Raw genomic sequence first — 20,014 nt, 5'->3', positions numbered from 1 at the left:
AAGGAACTGGACGAGCAGCAGAAGTCTGGTGCATGGACGAACACCGTCTGGGACTGAAGCCCATTGTTGGGAAGATGTGGGCTGAGCGAGGCAAAGCCCCAACGGTAGCGGTGGAACACCGCTACGCCTGGCTGTACGTGTACGCATTTGTCTGTCCGCAGACAGGGGAAAGCCAGTATTGGTTGGTGCCGAGCGTGGACACACTCGCCTTTCAGGCGGTGCTCGACCGCTTTGCCCGTGATACCGGCGCGGGGCAGTGCCGGGAGATCGTGCTGGTTCTGGTCGGGGCGGGGTGGCACTGTGGCCCGCAGCTGATCTGTCCTGAAGGCCTCCATCTGGTCTTTCTGCCCCCGTACTCTCAAGAGTTACAACCGGCAGAACGCTTGTGGTCGCTCACCGATGTGCCCTTGAAAAACCGACATTTCCCCACTTTGGACGCGCTGAAAGGGCTGCTCGCCGCCCATTGTCGGTGGTTGGAAGATCAGTGTGAACGGGCGCGCTCCCTAACCTTCTTCCATTGGTGGCCTCGTATAATTAATTAATCGGGATTCGTATGAGAGGCACCTGTTAATGAGGCTTGACGGTGGCAGCGTCAACATAAATAGAGCGCTCAGACCTTACCTCCACATCAGGATTCAGGACAGTGAAGGTCAAGAGACTCGCTTCTTCTAAAGCAAACGTCAGCAGGATTAACTGCGTCACCTGACGTGTTTCGACAATCCGACCATTCTGTCTGACCTGCATCTGAGGCGGTGAACCCTTTTTCACCTGACCCGTCACCCTGAAGCTGACCTGGCCTGCCCCGCACGTCGGGAAATTCAGGCGCCCCCCACCCGTAATGTCACCGTAATCCCCTCCGGGCCGCAGCCATGCCCTTCCCTCCCGGTAGGGGGGCTTTTCGGCGCACCAAGGTCCTCTAGGATCGCGAGTGACGGTCAGGTAACGGGCGGGCACCCAACCGACGTGGTTGACGAACGCCAGCGTCACTAAGCCCGGCTGAGCAATGGGAATGTTCAAGACGTGAGAACCGTCCAGGTTGACGGTTTGCTGGGTGCGCCCCTCCATCAGAATGGTCGCCTGCGCGCCCCAGCCGGCGCTGCCAACGCCGCGCACCTTGAGCTGTAGGCTTCCGGTGCGGCACACCCGAAGATGGAGCGCACCTGTCGCAGAGAGGTGGGCGTGTACTCCAGCCTCCCCCGGTTTACTGGTTGTCCCGGCGCTGCCGGGCATGAGGTTCTGTACGGTCACAGGTGGGCTGTCCGGGGCACAGGTGACGGCAGTGGTCACCGGAAGGGGCCGCTGGAATTCAATTTGCTCGCTCTGGCGCAAAACGATTGGCAGGCTCATCATGGCGAGTCCCAGGAATGCCATGCCAGCTGTGCCGGTCAGGATGGCCCGCAGGCGGTGGGGGACCGACGTCATGGTCGGTCGTCCCTCCTCAGGGGCCAACTGGTAAGGGCTAAGGCCCGCAGTTGCCAAGGCCGCGGCGCAAAGTGGCGAACCTGCAACTGAACTTCCCAGGGTCCGGAATCTTTCAGGGGAAAGCGCAGGATCTGGAGGAGTGTTGGGGGTATACCTTCACTTTGGACGTTCCGCGTCATGACGGTATGACACCGACTTCCATCAGGTGCACACAGGCGGGCCTGAAGGCGGTAAGGGCCAGCGGGCGCGCTAGCCATCAGGAGAATCTGGTATGGGTCGTCGCCGCGCCACACTGGCGACGCCACCACTTCCCGAATTGTGACCTCCGGAGCAGCGGACGGCCTGAAAGTTTCTAGAGTGGCGGCCCAAAGTGGAAATCCCCAGAAGATCAACAAAGCCGTCGCCACCCAAGGCAGGGCAAACCAGGTACGTGCGGAGGGTAGAGCTGAATCAGCTGCAGGCGTAACAAGATTGCCTCTGAGACCCATTCCACCGACCAGCCAGGGAAGTGCGGCGAAGAAAGGGCCAGGTACCATCGTGACGTTGTCCGTCAGGTCAGCCGCAAACAGACCCAACAAAATCGCGTTGGCGAGGGGGTCACCTGAACGCCACGTACGAATCACCAGCAACGCACACAGCAGCAGGTGGCCCAGCAGGCCTGGGAGGCCAGACTCGCCCCAGACTTGAAGCACGGCATTGTGCGCAATTACCCAGACGTTATCAAGATGTTGGACGAGAGCCGGGCACTCCACACGAGCCGCCTGAAGCGCTGGCCACCACACACACTTCTCCGTGACGGGGGCGATCTGCGGTCCCAGCTGATAAGGACCGTACCCGGAGAAGGGATACGCCGCGATGGCGTCCAGGGTGTCAGACCAGGTGACGTCACGTCCATTGGCTTCCAGACTGCTCAACCGGTCCAGAACTGGGATGGTTTCGCCCCCAGCACTGCCTATGTGGAGCAAAGCGAATCCGCCCAACAGCAAAACGCCCACGGCCGCGCTCCACAGCACAGTCTGGAAACGTCGCGTGCGGACCAGCCAGACCAGTCCAGCAGCCAGCAATCCCGCGAGCAGGGCAAGCACGCCGCCACGGCTGCCGCTCAGCCCCAGGAGGGCCCCGCCGGCCAAGATGCCTACGACCCGCCAGGGCCAGAACAAACTACGGCTGAGGACTGCCACCCAGACTGCCACAGCGCCCCCTAGACCAAGAGAGACCGATGTGTAGTAGGGATGACTGAGGCGGTCGACCAGCAGCTGATAAGCGCCGATCTGTGCGGCATAGATCTGGGCGGTGGCCAGGACCAGCAGAATGCCGGGAAGTAACCCGCGCAGACTTGCCGAACTCACCCACTTTGCGCCCAAAAAGGTCAGGCCAAGGATCAGACTGAGTTTGAACAGCGCGCCCAAGAGTGCCGCAGCAGGCTGCGGCGCAGCAAGAGCTGCAGCTACGGTCAGGCCCACATACATCAGTATGATGGTCCTGGCCGTGCGGTCAAGGGGCGGGGGGCGAAAACAAGCTAGTGGTGCAAGCAGCAGCAGCAGAGGCAGAACGGGCAGTGCAGCACCTGCGGCGCGAGCAACGAGGGTCCGCGTCTGAGGGCTGGCAGGTGCTTTTGGGTCAGGCATCGCGCTCAACCATTCGGCGCCTGCCTGCCCTGCCCGATGCGCGTAATGATCAGACGGCAGGAGGCCTCTAGAAAGCTTAAAACCATGTGCATCGCCCCAACCTACCAGCTAGTGCATGACCACAGGCATGCCTTCAGATAAACTGAGGGCTGGGACGACAGAAACAGCGGGTTGTGCAGCTGAGCGACGATGAGCGGCAACAACTGTCGGAAAGGCGTGCACAGTGCGCGGGTCATGACCCGCGCACGCCTCCTGCTCCTCAGCGACGGGGGATTGCTGGACCGAGACGTGGCCGAGCGTCAGGGCGTCAGCCCTGCCACCGTCGCGTCGATCCGCAGGAAGTACACCGAGGGCGGCCTGAAGGCCGCCCTCTACGAGAAAGCACGTCCCAAACGACCGCCCAAACTGAACGCGCAACAAACGGCGATCTTGATCGCCGAAGTGTGCTCGAGTCCTGAAGGCCGGGAGAAATGGACGATGCAACTGCTGGCCGATCGTCTGGTGACCCTGGGTGTGGTGGACCGCACCGGATCGCGATAGATGCCTCGGGCGCTAATCTTTTTGCCGGATCGTCGTTCGATGGTGTCGTCCAGGCCGAGCACCAGCGGTCCAGAGGGCACAAAGGTGGTCAGGAGCAGGCTGAGCAGCACCCGACTGGCCTGAAGACTGGACCAGCGCGCCCGATTCAACAGGCGGTGAAACGTACCAAACCTGGGATCGTCTGCCAATCCGAGGACCCGGAGAGCGGCGGTCACCGTCCGCTTCCCAGGCGACAAGATTGCCCCAATCACCAAGAGTTGAACCTGCGGCCAAACCCGTGCCGAGAAGAGCGGGGCGAATCCTTGCAGGACTCTAGTGAACCAGTTCGGCAGCAGTGTCATGCTCAAGTCTGACAGGGGGAGCGGCATGCCGCTCCCCCTGTCAATGGCCAAAGTCCAGACAAGGGGTAGTCAGTTTACTCAGTATGCAGCACCTTTTCCGTCAAATGGTCTAAACAGATTCCTAACTGCCCATGTGATTTATGATCATCCGACATGACGACCACACAAAATATCCCGCAGGGCCGCGCTCGGATAGCTCCGACAGCAGATACTACTCAACAACGCTTTGAACAACTGGATAGCCTGCGCGGTCTAGCAGCGTTAGCAGTAGTATTCGGACATTTGACCAATGTGTTCAGGGTGGAGACAGGCCCATATCTGGCGACACATCAGGCTATTATATTCATACAGAAGACCCCTTTGAACCTGTTTATCGCGGCCCACGAGGCGGTGGTCTTGTTTTTCTGCCTGTCGGGGTTTGTGTTGTACCTTCCCTTCCGTAAGAACCGCGTCCAGCCCTATCCGCGATACCTGATCAAGCGCATCTGCCGAATTTACCTACCCTACTTGGCAACCGTCTTGCTGGCCCTGGGGCTTGTGGCTGTAATCCCGCACGCGCAGCAGCCGGATTTGAGTACATGGTTTAACTCCCCTTGGCAAAGCATCGACATGGGGAACATTATGGGACACCTCCTGCTGATTGGTGTGTTCGATGCTGCCCTGTTGGCCCCAGTGTTCTGGTCACTGATAATTGAGATGCGTGTCAGTCTGGTCTATCCACTTCTGGGCTGGTTCGTTCAGCGTCAGTCAGTCTGGTTGCTGCTGGCTGCCACCTTAGCCCTGATGATTGGTGGGCTGGGCCTTCGTTTCGTGGCAGAGGAGATGTTTGGGTCCACCGGTGATCTGGACCTGACCATCATCTACACAGGTTGCTTTATTGCCGGGGCCGCGCTCGCTCGGTTCCAGTCGGAGGTAGGGACATGGGTGGCAGCGCGGCCCCGGCCACAACGGGTACTGTTTTTTGTCCTGGGCATACTGTTGTACAGCGGCACACGCATTTTGACCTTCCCATACACGTTCACTGCGGACACCATTATTACGGTTGGATCAATCACAATTATGGCCATTAGCCTAACTAGTTCACGCATTTCACATTTGCTGACGCGCCCCTTTGCCCTCTGGCTGGGCCGCATCTCATATTCGGTGTATCTGCTGCACGTACTGGTCATCTTGACGATGTTTCATCTGTTGCATGGCCTGATACCAGCTTGGTCCATTGCGTTGATCGTTGTTGTGCTAACTCTGGGACTAGGCCATGTCTTCCACGAATACGTTGAGCGCCCCGCAATGCGGTTGGGCAAAAAGCTTACTAAGGCCTGATCCCACACGTTAACCCTGACTATATCAGCGACACCACCGCCGACCTGCCCGCTGCCCCAGACGACATCCGGGGAGCCAAGCGCAGCGCCCTAGGCGAGCTGACCCGTCTGCTGCGGCAAGGGGGCGCATAGGCGCCCGTAGGCGCTCCTGTACTGGGCCGGGGCAGCACCCGCGATGTGCTCACTCACTGGTATTCCACGCTCCGGGCCGCGCTCAACAGTGGAGCGAGGACGGTGTGGCTGGACGACGCCAAGACGGTCACAACACCGTCACCGGCGCCTGCGGGAACGGGGCGGCAGCCTGACGATCACCGGCACGCCAGATGCCACGTATGACGCCGTGCAGCTCGCCGGAGAAGGCGCAGCCATTGGCGACGGCGTAGTCATCAACATCACGAGCAGCGACTACCGGCGTGGCATCCACCACCGCGCCAGCTACACCCGCACGGGCCGCGTCAAGCTCACCATGAGCAACACCCCGGCGGGGCCAGTGATCGGCTTATTTGCCAGGATCCTCCCCACGCTGATGTACGGGACCCAGATCATTGAACCCAACATCACCGTTTCAACCGTCCCGACCTGCATGGGCATCAATGTGGTCGGCTGTCCGGACGCTTATAGAGCATTTGACAGAAAAGAAGCGCCATCATGGAAGAATTTTGGATAGCCTGTTTCTGATCCGGGAGTTGTTTGCACTTGAATTCCTGGCGCAACTATTCTGTCATTTGCTGTAAACCCTTGCAATTTCAATAGGCAAGTGGCAGGGGCCGAAAGCGCTTCGCCACAACGTATTTATGTTTTGCTCGACCCATGCTGACTTACGTCGGCTGTCCCCTCGCCACGCAGCACATCTTGAAGGGTCGCCTCCAATTTGAGTGCCAAACGCTGAAAGTCGTAGTGCTCACGGACATGCTTCTGCCCGGCTTCACCCATCGCGGTCCGCTCCGCAACGCTGCGGCTTGCCAGTTCCTTGACGGCTGCCACGAAGGCAGCCGGGTCGCCTGGGGCAAAGGTTAGCCCGGCGCCCGACTCGGCGACTGGATTGTACGGTGTGTTGACGCCGAACAGGACGGGACGGCCCATCGCGAAGTAATCGAAAAGTTTGTTTGGACTCACCCCCCAGCGAAACACCGGCGAGTCCTTTAGGATCAAGAGGAAGCCGTGTGCCTGCTGCAGCAACGCATAAACCTGATTTTTCGGTACGGCCGCCAGAAATTCCACGTTGGTCAGACCTTCCGCCCTCACGCGCTCCATCAGATGGGCTTTATTCGGACCATCGCCCAGCAAGATGAAGCGCACCTTCGGTGAGCTGGTGTCCTGCAGTAACAGCTTGGCGCCATCCAGCACAAGGTCAAGCCCGTTGGCCAGACCGTGTGTTCCAGCGTACATCAAGGTAAAGGCCCCCTGGGGCGATGCGTTGGAAGCGGGCAATATCGCTAAGTCCACGCCATTCGGTATCCAGACAATCTTGGCTCGTTTGGCGCCCTTAGCTACCATAGGCTCGCTGGCACCGGGCAGCAGAGCGATGATCCGCCGGGCTCGCCGATACAGGTACCGTTCTATAACCTCAAGAGCGAGCACGATGGGGTGGCGCTCTGACATGTTGGCCAGGTCGACCAAGCTCTGCGGCCACAAGTCACGGACTTCCAGAACAAAGGGGACCCGTAGATGTCGGGCGCGAATCTCAGCACCAAGAGCACCAAAGAGGTGCGGGCTTGAGCCGATGATGACGTCGGGCCGGCCCAAACTCTGAGCGCCCATACCCTGCCATACCCGAGCCGTGAAGACTAGCATGTTCCAGATGCGGGCCAGCCCATTCCCGGAGTATGGTGGGGTACGCAACCAGAGGAACCGAACACCGTCAATCAACTCCACTTGATGTTTCTCATGGGGTCGTAGCCGCGTTTCCTGGCGGGTCACGTGATCGAAGCTTGAAGCGACGATCGTCACGTCGTGGCCCAATTGTACGAGTTCACGTGCCAGCGTAAAATGCCGCATAGGTCCCGCCTGCTGAGGCGGAATGGCATATTGGTTCACCAACAAGATCTTCACTTCCACTCCATCAGAGCGTTCGTAATTCGCCGACCCGCATCGCCCTCACCGTAGAGCTGAAGATCGGCACCTTGTGTGCCCCGCTGCGAAAGGATGGCGTCTCGAATCTTGTGGGCACTCACGGGTGCCACGAGGCGGTTCCAGCCAGTTTCTACGAGTTCGACCCACTCGGTTTCGTCACGAAACGTCACGCAGGGTACGCCATAAAAGTAAGCTTCTTTTTGAACGCCGCCCGAGTCCGTCGCGATCAGACAGGCATTCTTCTCGAGTTTGATCATGTCGAGGTAGCCCACAGGTGGGATCAGGTACATACATTGGCTCGCGCGTTCCAGCATTCCTGCACGCTCTAGCACACCACGCGTCCGCGGATGCAGTGGCAGCACGACCGGCATATCGGCCGCCACGGCAATCAGGCCGTCGACGATGGCGTGCAGACGCTCCAGCGCGTCGGTGTTTTCCGCCCGGTGAACCGTTGCCAGGACATACGCACCTGGGCGCAGATCCAACGTTTCCAATACCCGGCTCTCCAGTTCCGCCTTGTTTCCGAAGTACAGCGCGGCGTCATACATGACGTCGCCTACCTGAACAATTCGCTCGTCAGCAATTCCTTCACGACGCAGATTCTCCACCGCGACCGAGGTCGGCGCGAATAGCACATCCGAGGCGTGGTCAGTCAAAACACGGTTGATTTCCTCGGGCATCCGGCGGTTGAAGGACCGCAAGCCCGCCTCAACGTGCGCGACCGGCACATGAAGCTTGGCGGCGGCCAAGGCCCCCGCCAATGTCGAGTTCGTGTCGCCATAGACAAGCAGCCAATCGGGTTGCTCTTGCAGCAGCACCTGCTCTACGGCCTCCAGCATGCGGCCAGTCTGTAAGCCATGAGTGCCGGAACCAATGTTTAGGTGCCGCTCTGGCGCAGGGATGCCGAGTTGGTCAAAGAAAACGGTACTCATGTTCTCGTCATAGTGCTGCCCCGTATGCACGAGCACTTCCGACACCCGCGCTTCGGAACGCAGCACCCTCGACACGGCTGCAGCCTTGATAAATTGAGGACGTGCCCCGATAACTGTCACGACCTTCATGCTTGAACACGCTCCTTCGCAAACTGTTGCTCCAACTGTTCGGTAACAGAGGTGATTGAGAACCTACTTTGAACGCGGTTGTAACCCGCACACCCTATAGTACGCCGCTTCTCCGAATCCTCTAGCAATCCTTTGAGCGCATCGACGAGTGCCCCAACATCAGCGGGGGGCACGAGCAAGCCTGCGCCATCCCCCAACAGCTCTGCAATTCCTCCAGTCAAAGTAGAAACCACAGGAACGCGCTGTCCCATCGCCTCAATAAGGGAGACTGGAATACCTTCATGGAGGCCGTCACCAAGGTCTAGACTGGGCAAGACCACAATATCAACTTCCTCTCGGCGGTATAAGTCAAGCAACTCTTGGTGCGGAAGCTGTCCTAGAAACCGGACCCGTTTCTCAATGCCCAAGCGCTTGACTTGTTCGCGCAATTCTTTTTCTAGCACGCCATGACCAGCTAGCCAAAGTTCACTGGAACCGTCTGGTAATCGGGCCATAGCATCCAACAAAAATCGATGCCCCTTAACTTCGATCAGGTTAGCTGGACACAGAATATGCTTTTTCGGACTCCTTCGCGTCTTTTGAGCTATGCTGAGCGGAAGTCGGACACCCATATGAAGTACAATCGCATCGATATCCGCGCTCAACCCTCGGGCTCGTGCCAAGTGCAGACCATTCTTGGAGATGAAGCGAACGAATTGAGCGTGGCGCGCTTTGCGATCTAGTAGATTGCTTTCTACAATGTCCCAACGGTGTGCTGTAAAACTCCAAGGAACGCCTGAGATCTCGCTCGCCACCATTCCCATGCTCGCGGTCGTTGCGGCCCAGTGGACATGAATGTGGTGGATGTCTAACCGCCTCGCTTCTCGAGCGAGCCACAGGCCCTTAGGCACTATACTGAGGTTCTTGCCCAGATGTCGCAGTTTCGGCGTCCATAACATACAAATAGCTTCGACAGAGACTCGAGGAGCACGGATAAATTCAGCAATAGCGCCGAAGGCGATTTGCCTATCCAGCAGTTTGGCAGACAGACAACGATGAATTAGGTCCTGTACACCTGTATGCAGTAAATCGCCCCTACCATTCATCGGGACAACCCATACTTGATGACCTCTCTTAGACAACTCGGCTAACTCGGGCAGAATAAACGCTTCCCCAGGACCGTAAGGAAGCGACGAGGTGATATAAATAATGTTCAACGGTACACTCCTTCTGAGACTAAGATTTATTAGAATGTAATATCTGATTATATACAGTCATCAATTTATTTACCCATCTACTCATTGTATATTTCTCATAGATAAGATCTCTATTACATTTACCTAGGATCAAGTAAGTCACTTCGTCTTGATTGAGTGTGATCTCCATTAAAGCCGCCAATTGGTTTGACTTTTCATTTGTAAAGAAAGAAACACCACGGCTCTCCTTCGCCCACTCCAGGCCTCGAATATCGCTGGACAAGACTGGGAGACCGAGGACCATCGCTTCCGCGACCGAGTATGGAAAGCCTTCTTGGCGGCTCGCACTAATGAACGCGTAGGAACTGCGGTACAGGTCTTCGACCTTCTCTTGTGGCTCTTGAACTATCAGCCATCGAGGTGGCGTGTGGCCATACCTCACTAACGTGAGCTGTTTCAGTGGCTCACGCCCGACCAGTCTCACTACGAAATCATCTCGGCGCGCAGCAAGTTGCTCGGCAGCGTCCAATATTACGTCAATTCCTTTGACTTGGGGGGCCCAACCAAACGTCAAAAAACTTCTGACTTGATCGGCTGGCCAAGGTAGAAGTTCATCGGATGAAAACCGCTCTGGGTTAATACCGTTTTCAAGTACCACCGACCGTCTCTGTTGCAGCCCCCGTTCAGTCATGGTGAGCTGACCTCCACGTGAGACATGTACAGTGCGGGGGTACCTGCCCAGCAGGCGCCACCGAAACAGATCCTTAAGGCTTGCGGATATTCCGGCCTTCCTTGAACTGGGACTGTGAACGTGCCACAGCACCTCGACCTGACGACTGCGGACGCGCGCCAGTTGGGCGGCTGCGACGCAGGCTAGGTCATACTTGCTGAAGTGGCTGTGGATGATGTTAATGCGGTGCTGCTCAACGAGGCGTGCGATGGCATTCACTTGCTGGAGTAATGAGGCTCCTTGCGGCATAAGTGCAACCGTATTCTCTCTAGCGAAGTCATCGAACCAGCCGGTACGTTGCGCCACGTCGGTGAAAGCCACGACTTGGACGCCTCCGAGCGCCTCTAGCTCGGCTCTCGCCGCTTCAAGAGACGGCAGGAAGTTTCCCTTGTAAGGTCCATGGTAGTCACAGATCTGAAGAACGCGGGGGCGTGGGGTTGCCATGGCCATCCTCCTTTCGATCATGATGGAAAAACAGAGCTGCTAGAAATAATGTTTGGCTGATAAGGGCGGCGTATACCGCACCCAGCCAGCCGATCAACGGGACGAGCAGCAGATTTAACAGCAAATTCAGCACAAGCGCTCCGATTTGATAGCGTGTGCGGATATGTTGGTTCCCACTACCCGTGAGCGCATCCCCGAACGGAAGCTGAAGCGCAAGGATGATGCTCAGGACGGCAAGCAGTCGGATAGCTGTCTCGATACCGCTGTAGCTCGGACCAAACAGCAGAAGCGCGTAGGGCGCTACGAGCCACAGTACAGCGGCTACAGTGGCGCTATATGCAAGGATGGGCAGAGCAATCCGGTTGGCAACGCAACGTGATGCAGCATACCCCCCACCTGCCTCGGCCGCGCTGAAGTAGCGGCTGTAGACGGAGGTGCTAAGAGCAGTAATGGGAACAGCGCTGACAGCGATGATGCGCTGTGCAGCGCCATACAAACCGGTTGATTCAAGGCCAGCAAGCCTCGGCAAAAGCATTTTGTCAGCCTCGCTTCCTAACGTGCCCGCCGCGCCGGACACGGCAAAATGCAAGCCTTCCCTGACACGAGAAATAATTGGCACTCCGCTTAAGTGCGGGTGCGGGAGGCCGTAGAGGCGCGTCAACCACACTACGGCGACCAGCCCAATGAGGGCGTTCTGAATGAACACCAGCGTCGCCCACATGTTGAAAGTTCCAGCCAGATATCTCAAGGCCAACGCCGCTACCAGCTGAAACAGCGCCAGATTGACCTCAAGTACAGATACCTTCCAAACGGTTCCCGCGCCTATAAAGATAGCGCGGGCAAGGTTATACATTTTCAGGCCGAGCATCATACCTGCAGCAATCGTGATTCCAGACCAAATGGGAACATCAGGAATGGTCACCCATGCGATGAGGGCGAAAATTAGCAGACCTGCTGGAGCCAGTAGTACGGTAAGTACGACGTTGCTGCTGATGGCTTGACGTGCACTGATACCACGGTTCATGTCCCGAACGACAAGGCCGTAGGTGCCCATATCAACGAACGGGCCGACCACGTTACTTATAGCGAGGAAACTGGCATAGAGCCCAAAGTTAGCGCTCCCAAGGGTAGGTGCAATGATTGCAAAACTCAATGCCTGCATGGCAAGCTTAAAGGTGAGCCCAGCACCTATCAAGAGGGTGTTGCGGCCTGTGGTACTTCGGAGCAGGTGCGTCACACGTCAATCTCACACTGCTCGGCGCTGATCATCAGGGCGATCTGAGACCCCACCAGAACGTAGAGAATCTTACTGTATTCTAAGCTAAGTGTAATTGCCATAACAAGTATCACAACGGACCCAACTAAAATAGCGCGCGCAAAGGGAATATTTGCAGCCAGACGGCTGGTTCTGCTGATTAGGGTCCACATTAGGCAGACAAAAATACCGAGCCCGACCACGCCCAACTCGGCTAGATTCGACAGATACGTGTTGTGCGCTACGGCTACTCCTTTCGCCCGAGCTAGGGCTGCAGCTTCCAAGGAGTAATCTGGTGATAGAAACCCGAAGTTACCTGCGCCGACACCAAGCCATTTATGTTCTGACCACATGCGAAATCCGCCTGCCCAGATACCTAGGCGACCTGCCCACGTGTCTGGATCTGCATAGTTATTCAGACTCGACGCCCGGGAGAATAACGTGGACTGCAGGTTGGGCCAAAGTGCGGTTGCGCTGATGACTAAGATGCCAGCGAATATGTAGACTATGAAGGTCGCACTGAGTGTCTTTAGGCCAACTGCTCGTCGCAGTACTAAAATAATCAGTGCGACCAATGGTGTTGCGAGAAGTGCCACCAGCCCTGCGCGTGATTGCGTGAGAAGACTACCGAATAAGAGGATGACGGCTGGTACGAACATCCACACCTTTAATTTAGACCTACCATACACAACGACTGCCCCAAGGGTCAACAACAATCCAGCGTATTCATTTGGATCTTCACCCGCACCAATGAAACGTCCGTTGAGGTCACTGAAACTGCCTTGAGCGACTCCTTGGATTACAGAAATAATACCCGCAATAATTAGCAATGTCCATGCCGTCTTTAGCTGTGTTGGCACCAGCATTCCCAGCAACACAACAAGTGTAGTTACGCCAACGAAGCTAGTGCTTTTGCTTAACGCTGCGTCGGGAAAAACCGCCCAGACTGTTGAGAAAACTGCCCAGGCCGTAAAGGCGACCGTAAGTAAAAACGTCTTGTTGGTTAACACAGCCTGAAATTGTTGCCGACTGGATGGACGAAGATAAACGTCGAGTAACATTGCTAGGACCGTCGTCCCGATCAGCACCTTCAAACCACCACGAAATGCTCCGAACACAAAAATATTTTCGAATGGCAGCAGCGCCATCAGGGCGTATACGCCTAGCCTCCAGCGCCAGAACAGCACCCCCATGAGTAGGCCGCCTAGGGCAGCCATGAAAACTAAATTAAGCACTGTAGCCTTGCTTATGCGTTTGACCGCACAGTTCTAAGTACGCTCGGGCCATCGCAGAGATACTGAACTTCGCGCGCGCCGTTTGGTGAGCCGCAGTACCCAGGCGCTGCCGCTCTTCGGCGTGTGTGAGGCGCTCCAATTGCCCTGCCAGCATACTGACGTTTCCAGCTTCAAACAGCAGGCCGTTGACGTTGTGGCAAATTAGCTCAGCGACTCCGCCTACGTTAGACGCCACCACGGCTCTGCCTGCAGCCATAGCTTCCATTACAGATAGCGGACTGCCTTCATAATCAGAGGAAAGCACACTCGCGTCCGCCCCGCCTAGAAGTTGCTCAATGTCGGACCGCACTCCAAGAAACTGAACCCATTGTTGAATTCCCAGTTCGGCGGCTAGAGCTTCGAGTTCAGGCCGCAGGATGCCGTCACCTGCTAACGACAGACGCAAGGTCGGTTGTGAAGCTTGCGCTAACGCGAATGCGCGAAGAAGTGTTGAATGGTCTTTAGGAGCACTGAGTCTGGCAACGCTAAGAACTACGACGTGATCATGCGCCCAGCCCTCTCGCCTCCGGGTTTCTGCTCGGGTAACTCCACCGGCATGAAGGCGATCTACATTTACGCCATTCGGAATCACTGGTGCCCGCACATTGTACAAGCGCTGCATGCCTCGCGCTACCTCATCCGCTACGGCAACTGGAATCACTCCCCGCCTATACGCCAACCGTTGAATTACGCGATCGCGCCTTGTGAGCTCCTTTTCAGGGAGGCTATGGACTGTATGGAGCATAGCTCTTTGGGCGCGCAACACTTCCGGTAGGACGTACTTAGTTGAGTACTGATGTGTATGGATAACATCTGGACGCAGGTTGGTGATGAGCGTCTGCAGCTTAACGATGAGGCGTAAATCTAGACCAATGTTTTTTTCAAGATGTGTTATCGGAACCTTATGATCTTGAAGGTAAGTTTGATTATGATTGTCGCGTGGACCGTAGAGCGTGGCCAAATGAACCTCGTGCCCCTGAATCTGTTGCTCAACGGTGAGCTGTACCACCAGTCGTTCTGCACCTCCTATTGCTAGGTCAGGAATTATTTGTAAGATCCGCATACACATTCATAAATTCTTCGCATATTTCCATCTCCATTTTCGCTTTAGTTGACATTATAATTATCCAGCGGCTGCCGTATACCGCAAAGTAAACGTACGTGCAGCAAAGATGACTTGACGTTAGGATATGCACCGAGAGAAGTTGAGAAGCCTACTTTCCGAAACAGACCATCTCGTCATGTAGAACGTGGGCTATCCGAAAGCTTAGCGCTTGAATTTACGTGCATCGACATTGCATACGTAAGCGTTTGGCAGACGCGAACTTGATCTGTTTCAGGTAGCACAGAGCCAATGGGCAGACTCAAAACTTGTTGTGCGAGGGTTACGCTTACAGGACATGGCCTCTGTTCTCCGGCATATACAGGTAGACAGTCCTGCGGCACCGGGTAATACACCATTGTCCCAACGCCTTGCTGCTCCAGCAGGTGCTGCACCCCATCCCGGTCGGCTGTTGTCAGGCGGATGGTGTACTGGTGGAACACGTGCCCCTCGCCCACCTTGGGGATCGCGACCCCACCCAGGTCTTTCAACACTTCGCTGTATGTGGCAGCCACGCGGCGACGTCCCTCGTTCCAGCGGTCAATATGTGGCAGTTTTACACGCAGAATCGCTGCCTGAATGGTATCGAGTCGGCTGTTGTACCCGAGCATCTCATTATGGTATTTCTTCCGCGAGCCGTGGGCACGAAGCATCCGCGCCAGTTCCGCCACCCGGTCATCATCCGTCGCCAGCAGGCCACCGTCTCCGAACGCCCCCAGGTTCTTGCTGGGAAAGAAGGAGTAGGCACCGACGTGGCCGATGGTGCCTGTCTGCCTGCCCCCGTACCGCGCCCCGAAAGACTGCGCGCAGTCTTCGATGACCAGCAGGCCGTGTTCCTCAGCGATCGCCATGATCTCGTCCATCGCGCAGGGGTTGCCATAGAGGTGAACGGGCATGATTGCTCGGGTACGGGGCGTGATCTGCTCTCGAATACGGGCGGGGTCAATATTGTAGGTCGCCGGATCGATGTCTGCGAAGACCGGTGTGGCCCCCACGCTGCTGATGCTCTCGGCCGTGGCAAAAAAGGTAAACGGCGTTGTGATGACCTCATCCCCAGGGCCAATGCCTAAAGAGCGCAGGCCGATGATCAGGGCGTCCGTACCACTGTTCATTCCTACGGCGTGCTTCACGCCCAGGTAAGCAGCAACCTCCTGCTCGAAGGCGAGGACGTCCGGTCCCATGATGAAGTGCCCCGAACGCATCACCCGCTGGATGGCGGCATTGAGGTCGTCCCACAGTTCGTCAATCTCCGGGGAAAGATCGAGGATGGGAATTTGCTTGATGTCGCTGCTGGTCATACGATTCTCCTGATCTCGGTGTCGCTGATCTTCTGGTACATGTGCTGGAGGCGGTCTATGACCGTGTCCCCACCCGTGAAGTCGAGCAGGTCACCGCTGGCACTCATCCAGCCGATCTGCCGGGCAGGCACGCCTGCAACCATCGCATAGGCGGGAACGTCCTTCGTCACGACCGCGCCAGCGGCCACAAAAGCCCCCTCGTGCAAGGTCACGCCGCAGACGACGGTGGCATTGGCGCCGATGCTGGCCCCCCGCTTGACGCGGGTGACGGCGTAGTCGGCACTCGTATTGCGGGGGAACTCGCTCCGGGGCGTGCGGACATTGGTGAAGACCATGCTGGGTCCGCAGAAGACGTAGTCCTCCAGGATCACACCCTCGTAGATACTGACGTTGTTCTGAATTTTGACGCCGTTGCCGATGGTGACCTGGTTGGCCACAAAAACGTTCTGACCGAGCGAGCAGCCCTCGCCGATCACCGCCCCCGGCATCACATGGCTGAAGTGCCAGACCTTCGTGCCGCTGCCGATCTGAGCGCCGTCATCCACGACAGCGCTGTCATGCTTCCACCAGCTCACATCACACGTCCACGAGACGACGAGTGTCGGAGAGGAAAGGGTGACGGCGGGTGACCTCCGGGGGAACCAGCGGCAGGGTCCGCAGCCGCGCGACGGTTTCAATGGCGCCGAGCGTGTCGTCGAGGCTGAAGCCGTTGCCTGCCAGCGTGCGCTGATACACGGTGTTGTGAAGATCGGTGAAGCCCTCGCTGAACTCAATCTCCTGACCGTCCATGGTGATGGACCGGTAGGTGCGCTGGCCTCTGTCCCGCAGCTCCTGCGGCACGTCCGCCACATTCACCGACAGGAACCAGCGCACACGGGCGCGTTCGAGCTGCAGGAACCCGGCCGTGACCATGTCACTGCGCTCATGCACCTCCGCATGCTGCACGTCGCCGAACAGCCAGGTCAGCATGTCGAAGAAGTGGACGCCGATATTGCTGGCCAGACCGCCGCTCTGCTCCAGACGGCCTTTCCAACTGCGCTGGTACCACACGCCGCGGCTCGTCACATAGGTGAGGTCCACGTCCTTAATTCCCGACTCAGGCTGTGCGTCAAGTTGCCTCTTGAGCTTGAGCAGGGCCGTGTGCGTCCGCAACTGGAGGATCGTCCAAACCCGCCGACCCGTTTCTGCCTCAATGGCTTTGAGGTTGTGGATGTCCTGCGGAAACAGCACGAGTGGTTTTTCGCACAGGGCGTCCGCACCGGCCCGCAGGGCCAGCCGGATATGCGAATCATGCAGGTGGTTGGGGCTGCAGATACTGACCATGTCCACACCCTGGCCTGCCCGGCGGAGGTCATGCAGATGGCTCTCGAACTGCTCGGGCTGGGTGAAGAACTCGGCATCCGGGAAGTGCGAGTCCATGATACCGACCGAGTCAAAGGGATCGAGGGCGGCCACCAGGGTGTTGCCGGTGTCCTTGATGGCTTTCAGGTGGCGGGGAGCGATATATCCGGCTGCACCAATTAAGGCAAAGCGCTTCACAGCAGGATTACCTTTTCACTTTCAAGACCACGCGTTGCGTAGCGGGTATCAAGCACAAGCTGGGCCTTTTCCACGACGCGCCCGTAGTCCACGTCGCTGTGACGGGTCGTGATAATCACGAGGTCAGCGGCTTCCAGGGCCTCGTCGCTCAGGGCAACGCCGTGTGCATGGACGCCGTGTTCATTGACTTCAGGGGTCCATGAGTCATGAAACGTGACCCGTGCTCCGGCACGTTCCAGCAACCTGTAGATCTCCAGCGCGGGCGACTCACGGTAATCGTCGAGATCACTTTTGTAAGCCATACCGAGCAACAAGACCCCCGAACCGTTTAGCGGCTTGCGGGCCTGGTTCAACACCCGGGCCGCCTTGTCCACCACGAATTCCGGCATTTTGCGGTTGGTTTCCCCGGCCAGGGCAATAAAGTGCGTCTGGAAGTTGTACTCGCGTGCTTTCCACTCCAGGTAATGGGGGTCGAGCGGAATGCAGTGCCCGCCCACGCCCGGGCCGGGATAGAAGGGCATGATGCCGAAGGGCTTGGTAAATGCAGCGTCGAGCACTTCCCAGACATTGATGTCCATGCGGTCACACAGCAAGGCGATCTCATTGGCCAGAGCGATGTTCACGGCACGGAAGGTGTTTTCATACACCTTGACCATTTCCGCAGCCTTGGCACTGCTCACGGCCACGACATGCTCGATGGTCTGCCGGTAGAACGCGAGCGCCACCTCAAGACTCTGCGGGTCGTTGCCGCCCACCACCTTGTTGGTGTTCTTGGTGGTGTAGCGCGCGTTGCCGGGGTCGACCCGCTCCGGGGAATGCGCCAGGAAGAAGTCCACTCCGGCCCGCAGGCCACTGGCCTCCAGAATGGGCTTCATGACCTCCTCGGTCGTGCCCGGGTAGGTCGTGCTCTCCAGGCTGATGAGTTGACCAGGACGGAGGTGGCGCGCAATCTCGGCGGTCACGCTCCTGACGTAACTGAGGTCCGGACTGAGGTTGCGGTCCAGGGGCGTGGGGACACAGATCACGATCACGTCGAGGTCGGCCACCGCATCAAAATCAGTGGTCGTGGTCACCAAGCCCTGCGCCACGATGTCTCGCAAGTCGTCATCGTGGACGTCACCGATGTAATTCTCGCCACGCGCCACCATTTCCGCCCGTTTGGGGTTGCGGTCGATCCCCGTGACGTGGAAGCCGACCTTGGCCTTCTCGACCAGGAACGGCAGACCGACGTACCCCAGACCGACGACACCGATTCTGGCCGTGCGTTTCTCAATGCTTTCGATCAGGACAGCGGCGGGATGGATTTCGAGAATATTTGTCATAGCAACCTCAGACACGGCAGATTAGCGGGCGCCGAAGCCCGAGAGAATGGTCCAGAGCGTCTTGGTGACGATGCGGGCGTCCAGCCAGAACGAGAAATTCTTGATGTAGAACATGTCGTAGCGCAGTTTCTCCAACGCCTCGTCCGCGCCTGAGGCGTAGCCCTGATTGACCTGGGCCCAGCCGGTGATGCCGGGCTTGACCCAGTGCCGAACTGCGTATAGGCGAATCTCCCGCTCGAACTGCTCCGCGAACGCCTCCTGCTCCGGACGCGGGCCGATGATGCTCATGTCCCCGCGCAGCACGTTCCAGAACTGAGGCAGTTCATCCAGGCGGAACTTGCGCAGCCAGCTGCCCAGTCGGGTAACGCGCAGATCTCCGGTGGCCGCAAACTTCGCACCAAATTGCTCGGAGTCGCACTTCATCGTGCGGAACTTGGCGATGCGGAAGAGGCAGCCATGCTGCCCCACCCGCCACTGCCAGAAGAGGACAGGGCGTCCAGCATCCAGCGCGACCAGCAGGGCCACCATCACCAGCAGGGGCAGCAGGAACGGAAGTGCCAGCAAAACGGCCCCCACATCGAAGCCCCGCTTGAAGAGAGCGTAGGTGTCGTGAAAGTGAACGCGGTCCAGCCGGGCGGTATGCAGGTGCTCCAGGGCCACGCGTCCGTGCAGTTCCTCGCTGAGGGAGGCGGGCGTCCAGATCGGCGTGCCCGCCGTATGAGCGTGTGTCAGCAGCTCGAGCCATTTCGCGGCTGGTGGCCGGGTCGAGTCGAGCAGCAGCGCGTCCAACTCCGACAGTTGCACGTCGTGGGGCTGGGCTAGGAGCACATAATGCACACGCGGGTCGGAAGGAAGATCCTGTCCAGATCTGGGATACACCCCGATCATCACGGAAGGCATGTTGCGCCGTAGGATCAGGCGGGCCAAGCCCATGCTGAGGCCCCAGAGCAGCACCAAGATTCCGGTGGCTCCCGACGGAAGATCCACCTGCGGAAGCTGCGAGAAGCCGAGCAGCAGCCCACCAGCCAGTAGGGGCGTGGTCACGGCACGCGCGTAGGGATCCAACGCCAATGCCTGGCGCCTTTCCCGCGTCAGGGACCAAGCGGTCCAGGTAGCCAGGATGCACAGTGAGAAAACGGTCCAGAATAGGGTGGGCGTGAAGCTTAGGGTGATCACAAGGCTCAACAGGGTAGCGGAGCCCAGGTCGATGAAGTTCAGCGCCGCGATCAGGTTCAGTCGCTTGCGGGTGTGTAGAGAGGGGTGGAGTCTACTAATCAAAAAAACCTCGGGTTGCCGCACGTCCATACTCTGAAAAGCCTCAGGCTGTCGCCAGGAGCGGTGAAAGAGAGTCAACCTGAGGTGCCAGGACGCAAATCGGTGCCTATTCTACGTTATCGACTCTCAGGCTCGAGCCGATTACTGATCCGTGCGTCGATTCGCAGCGTTGGCAGCGCATCGGAATCCTACCTGGCAAGAATTGTCATCCCTGAG

Annotated in this window: 18 protein-coding genes and 1 pseudogene; 4 read left to right on the top strand and 15 right to left on the bottom strand. The window is 57.8% G+C overall.

Annotated features, from left to right (window positions below):
* Positions 1–542, top strand: a 542-nt coding sequence (locus IEY31_RS15080) for an IS630 family transposase (RefSeq protein ID WP_188973442.1), incomplete at its 5' end; no start/stop codon positions are given.
* A gap of 25 nt (positions 543–567) precedes the next feature.
* Here IEY31_RS15080 and IEY31_RS15075 read toward each other — a convergent pair.
* Positions 568–1,422, bottom strand: a complete 855-nt coding sequence (locus IEY31_RS15075) for a hypothetical protein (protein WP_188973440.1) — start codon at positions 1,420–1,422, stop codon at positions 568–570.
* Entirely contained in the window at positions 1,419–2,885 is a 1,467-nt protein-coding gene (locus IEY31_RS15070) for an O-antigen ligase family protein (RefSeq protein WP_188973438.1), read from the bottom strand. The genes IEY31_RS15075 and IEY31_RS15070 overlap by 4 nt, the downstream gene beginning before the upstream one ends.
* 354 nt (positions 2,886–3,239) lie before the next feature.
* On the opposite strand from IEY31_RS15070, the gene IEY31_RS15065 reads away from it, so the two are divergent.
* The gene (locus IEY31_RS15065; RefSeq protein ID WP_188973436.1) at positions 3,240–3,590 is read left to right on the top strand and encodes a helix-turn-helix domain-containing protein; all 351 of its coding nucleotides are present in this window, start codon (positions 3,240–3,242) and stop codon (positions 3,588–3,590) included.
* An 11-nt stretch (positions 3,591–3,601) separates the two neighbouring features.
* On the opposite strand, the pseudogene IEY31_RS15060 reads toward IEY31_RS15065, so the two are convergent.
* A pseudogene (locus IEY31_RS15060) lies at positions 3,602–3,931 on the bottom strand (transposase); the annotation flags it as partial.
* A 153-nt stretch (positions 3,932–4,084) separates the two neighbouring features.
* Between IEY31_RS15060 and IEY31_RS15055 the strand changes: the two are divergent.
* A complete protein-coding gene (locus tag IEY31_RS15055) occupies positions 4,085–5,251 on the top strand; it encodes an acyltransferase family protein (RefSeq protein ID WP_188973433.1) in 1,167 nt (388 codons plus the stop codon).
* Positions 5,252–5,590: 339 nt separating this feature from the next.
* Positions 5,591–5,917, top strand: coding sequence for a hypothetical protein (locus tag IEY31_RS15050; protein ID WP_188973431.1), 327 nt, complete (start codon positions 5,591–5,593; stop codon positions 5,915–5,917).
* 125 nt (positions 5,918–6,042) lie between these two features.
* Here the strand turns inward: IEY31_RS15050 and IEY31_RS15045 are convergent, their stop codons facing one another.
* The 12 genes from IEY31_RS15045 to IEY31_RS14990 all read right to left on the bottom strand — a co-directional run bounded on the left by IEY31_RS15045 (position 6,043) and on the right by IEY31_RS14990 (position 19,822).
* Positions 6,043–7,302, bottom strand: coding sequence for a glycosyltransferase family 4 protein (locus IEY31_RS15045; protein WP_188973429.1), 1,260 nt, complete (start codon positions 7,300–7,302; stop codon positions 6,043–6,045).
* Positions 7,299–8,384, bottom strand: coding sequence for a non-hydrolyzing UDP-N-acetylglucosamine 2-epimerase (gene wecB / locus IEY31_RS15040; RefSeq protein ID WP_188973427.1), 1,086 nt, complete (start codon positions 8,382–8,384; stop codon positions 7,299–7,301). The genes IEY31_RS15045 and wecB overlap by 4 nt, the downstream gene beginning before the upstream one ends.
* Positions 8,381–9,580 (bottom strand): glycosyltransferase, encoded by a 1,200-nt coding sequence (locus IEY31_RS15035; protein ID WP_188973425.1) that lies wholly within the window; start codon positions 9,578–9,580, stop codon positions 8,381–8,383. The genes wecB and IEY31_RS15035 overlap by 4 nt, the downstream gene beginning before the upstream one ends.
* A 19-nt stretch (positions 9,581–9,599) precedes the next feature.
* Positions 9,600–10,733 carry a glycosyltransferase family 4 protein gene (locus IEY31_RS15030; RefSeq protein ID WP_188973423.1) on the bottom strand — a complete coding sequence of 378 codons (1,134 nt, stop codon included), beginning with the start codon at positions 10,731–10,733 and terminating at the stop codon, positions 9,600–9,602.
* Positions 10,696–11,970 carry a lipopolysaccharide biosynthesis protein gene (locus tag IEY31_RS15025; protein WP_188973421.1) on the bottom strand — a complete coding sequence of 425 codons (1,275 nt, stop codon included), beginning with the start codon at positions 11,968–11,970 and terminating at the stop codon, positions 10,696–10,698. Before IEY31_RS15025 ends, IEY31_RS15030 begins: the two co-directional genes overlap by 38 nt.
* A complete protein-coding gene (locus IEY31_RS15020; RefSeq protein WP_188973419.1) occupies positions 11,967–13,181 on the bottom strand; it encodes an O-antigen ligase family protein in 1,215 nt (404 codons plus the stop codon). The genes IEY31_RS15025 and IEY31_RS15020 overlap by 4 nt, the downstream gene beginning before the upstream one ends.
* A 34-nt stretch (positions 13,182–13,215) precedes the next feature.
* Positions 13,216–14,325 carry a glycosyltransferase gene (locus IEY31_RS15015; RefSeq protein ID WP_268238962.1) on the bottom strand — a complete coding sequence of 370 codons (1,110 nt, stop codon included), beginning with the start codon at positions 14,323–14,325 and terminating at the stop codon, positions 13,216–13,218.
* Between the two features lie 176 nt (positions 14,326–14,501).
* The gene (locus IEY31_RS15010; RefSeq protein WP_188973415.1) at positions 14,502–15,662 is read right to left on the bottom strand and encodes a DegT/DnrJ/EryC1/StrS family aminotransferase; all 1,161 of its coding nucleotides are present in this window, start codon (positions 15,660–15,662) and stop codon (positions 14,502–14,504) included.
* Positions 15,659–16,237, bottom strand: coding sequence for an acyltransferase (locus IEY31_RS15005; protein ID WP_188973413.1), 579 nt, complete (start codon positions 16,235–16,237; stop codon positions 15,659–15,661). The genes IEY31_RS15010 and IEY31_RS15005 overlap by 4 nt, the downstream gene beginning before the upstream one ends.
* 1 nt (position 16,238) lies before the next feature.
* Positions 16,239–17,201: a Gfo/Idh/MocA family protein gene (locus IEY31_RS15000; protein WP_188973411.1), complete on the bottom strand. Its 963-nt coding sequence runs from the start codon at positions 17,199–17,201 to the stop codon at positions 16,239–16,241.
* Positions 17,198–18,523: a nucleotide sugar dehydrogenase gene (locus tag IEY31_RS14995; protein ID WP_188973409.1), complete on the bottom strand. Its 1,326-nt coding sequence runs from the start codon at positions 18,521–18,523 to the stop codon at positions 17,198–17,200. Before IEY31_RS14995 ends, IEY31_RS15000 begins: the two co-directional genes overlap by 4 nt.
* A 21-nt stretch (positions 18,524–18,544) precedes the next feature.
* Positions 18,545–19,822 carry a sugar transferase gene (locus IEY31_RS14990; RefSeq protein WP_188973407.1) on the bottom strand — a complete coding sequence of 426 codons (1,278 nt, stop codon included), beginning with the start codon at positions 19,820–19,822 and terminating at the stop codon, positions 18,545–18,547.
* Positions 19,823–20,014 lie beyond the last annotated feature (192 nt).

The organism is Deinococcus aerolatus (assembly GCF_014647055.1).
Classification (GTDB): domain Bacteria; phylum Deinococcota; class Deinococci; order Deinococcales; family Deinococcaceae; genus Deinococcus; species Deinococcus aerolatus.
The sequence above is the reverse complement of the archived record's forward strand: the minus strand, read 5'-3'. Positions and strand labels throughout refer to the sequence as shown.

Excerpts from the sequence above, each read along its gene's own strand:
- IEY31_RS15075 (WP_188973440.1), bottom strand. The coding sequence starts at position 1,422 with ATGACGTCGGTCCCCCACCGCCTGCGGGCCATCCTGACCGGCACAGCT.
- IEY31_RS15065 (WP_188973436.1), top strand. The coding sequence starts at position 3,240 with ATGAGCGGCAACAACTGTCGGAAAGGCGTGCACAGTGCGCGGGTCATG.
- IEY31_RS15055 (WP_188973433.1), top strand. The coding sequence starts at position 4,085 with ATGACGACCACACAAAATATCCCGCAGGGCCGCGCTCGGATAGCTCCG.
- wecB (WP_188973427.1), bottom strand. The coding sequence starts at position 8,384 with ATGAAGGTCGTGACAGTTATCGGGGCACGTCCTCAATTTATCAAGGCT.
- IEY31_RS15030 (WP_188973423.1), bottom strand. The coding sequence starts at position 10,733 with ATGGCAACCCCACGCCCCCGCGTTCTTCAGATCTGTGACTACCATGGA.
- IEY31_RS15020 (WP_188973419.1), bottom strand. The coding sequence starts at position 13,181 with ATGGGGGTGCTGTTCTGGCGCTGGAGGCTAGGCGTATACGCCCTGATG.
- IEY31_RS15015 (WP_268238962.1), bottom strand. The coding sequence starts at position 14,325 with ATGCGGATCTTACAAATAATTCCTGACCTAGCAATAGGAGGTGCAGAA.
- IEY31_RS15010 (WP_188973415.1), bottom strand. The coding sequence starts at position 15,662 with ATGACCAGCAGCGACATCAAGCAAATTCCCATCCTCGATCTTTCCCCG.
- IEY31_RS14995 (WP_188973409.1), bottom strand. The coding sequence starts at position 18,523 with ATGACAAATATTCTCGAAATCCATCCCGCCGCTGTCCTGATCGAAAGC.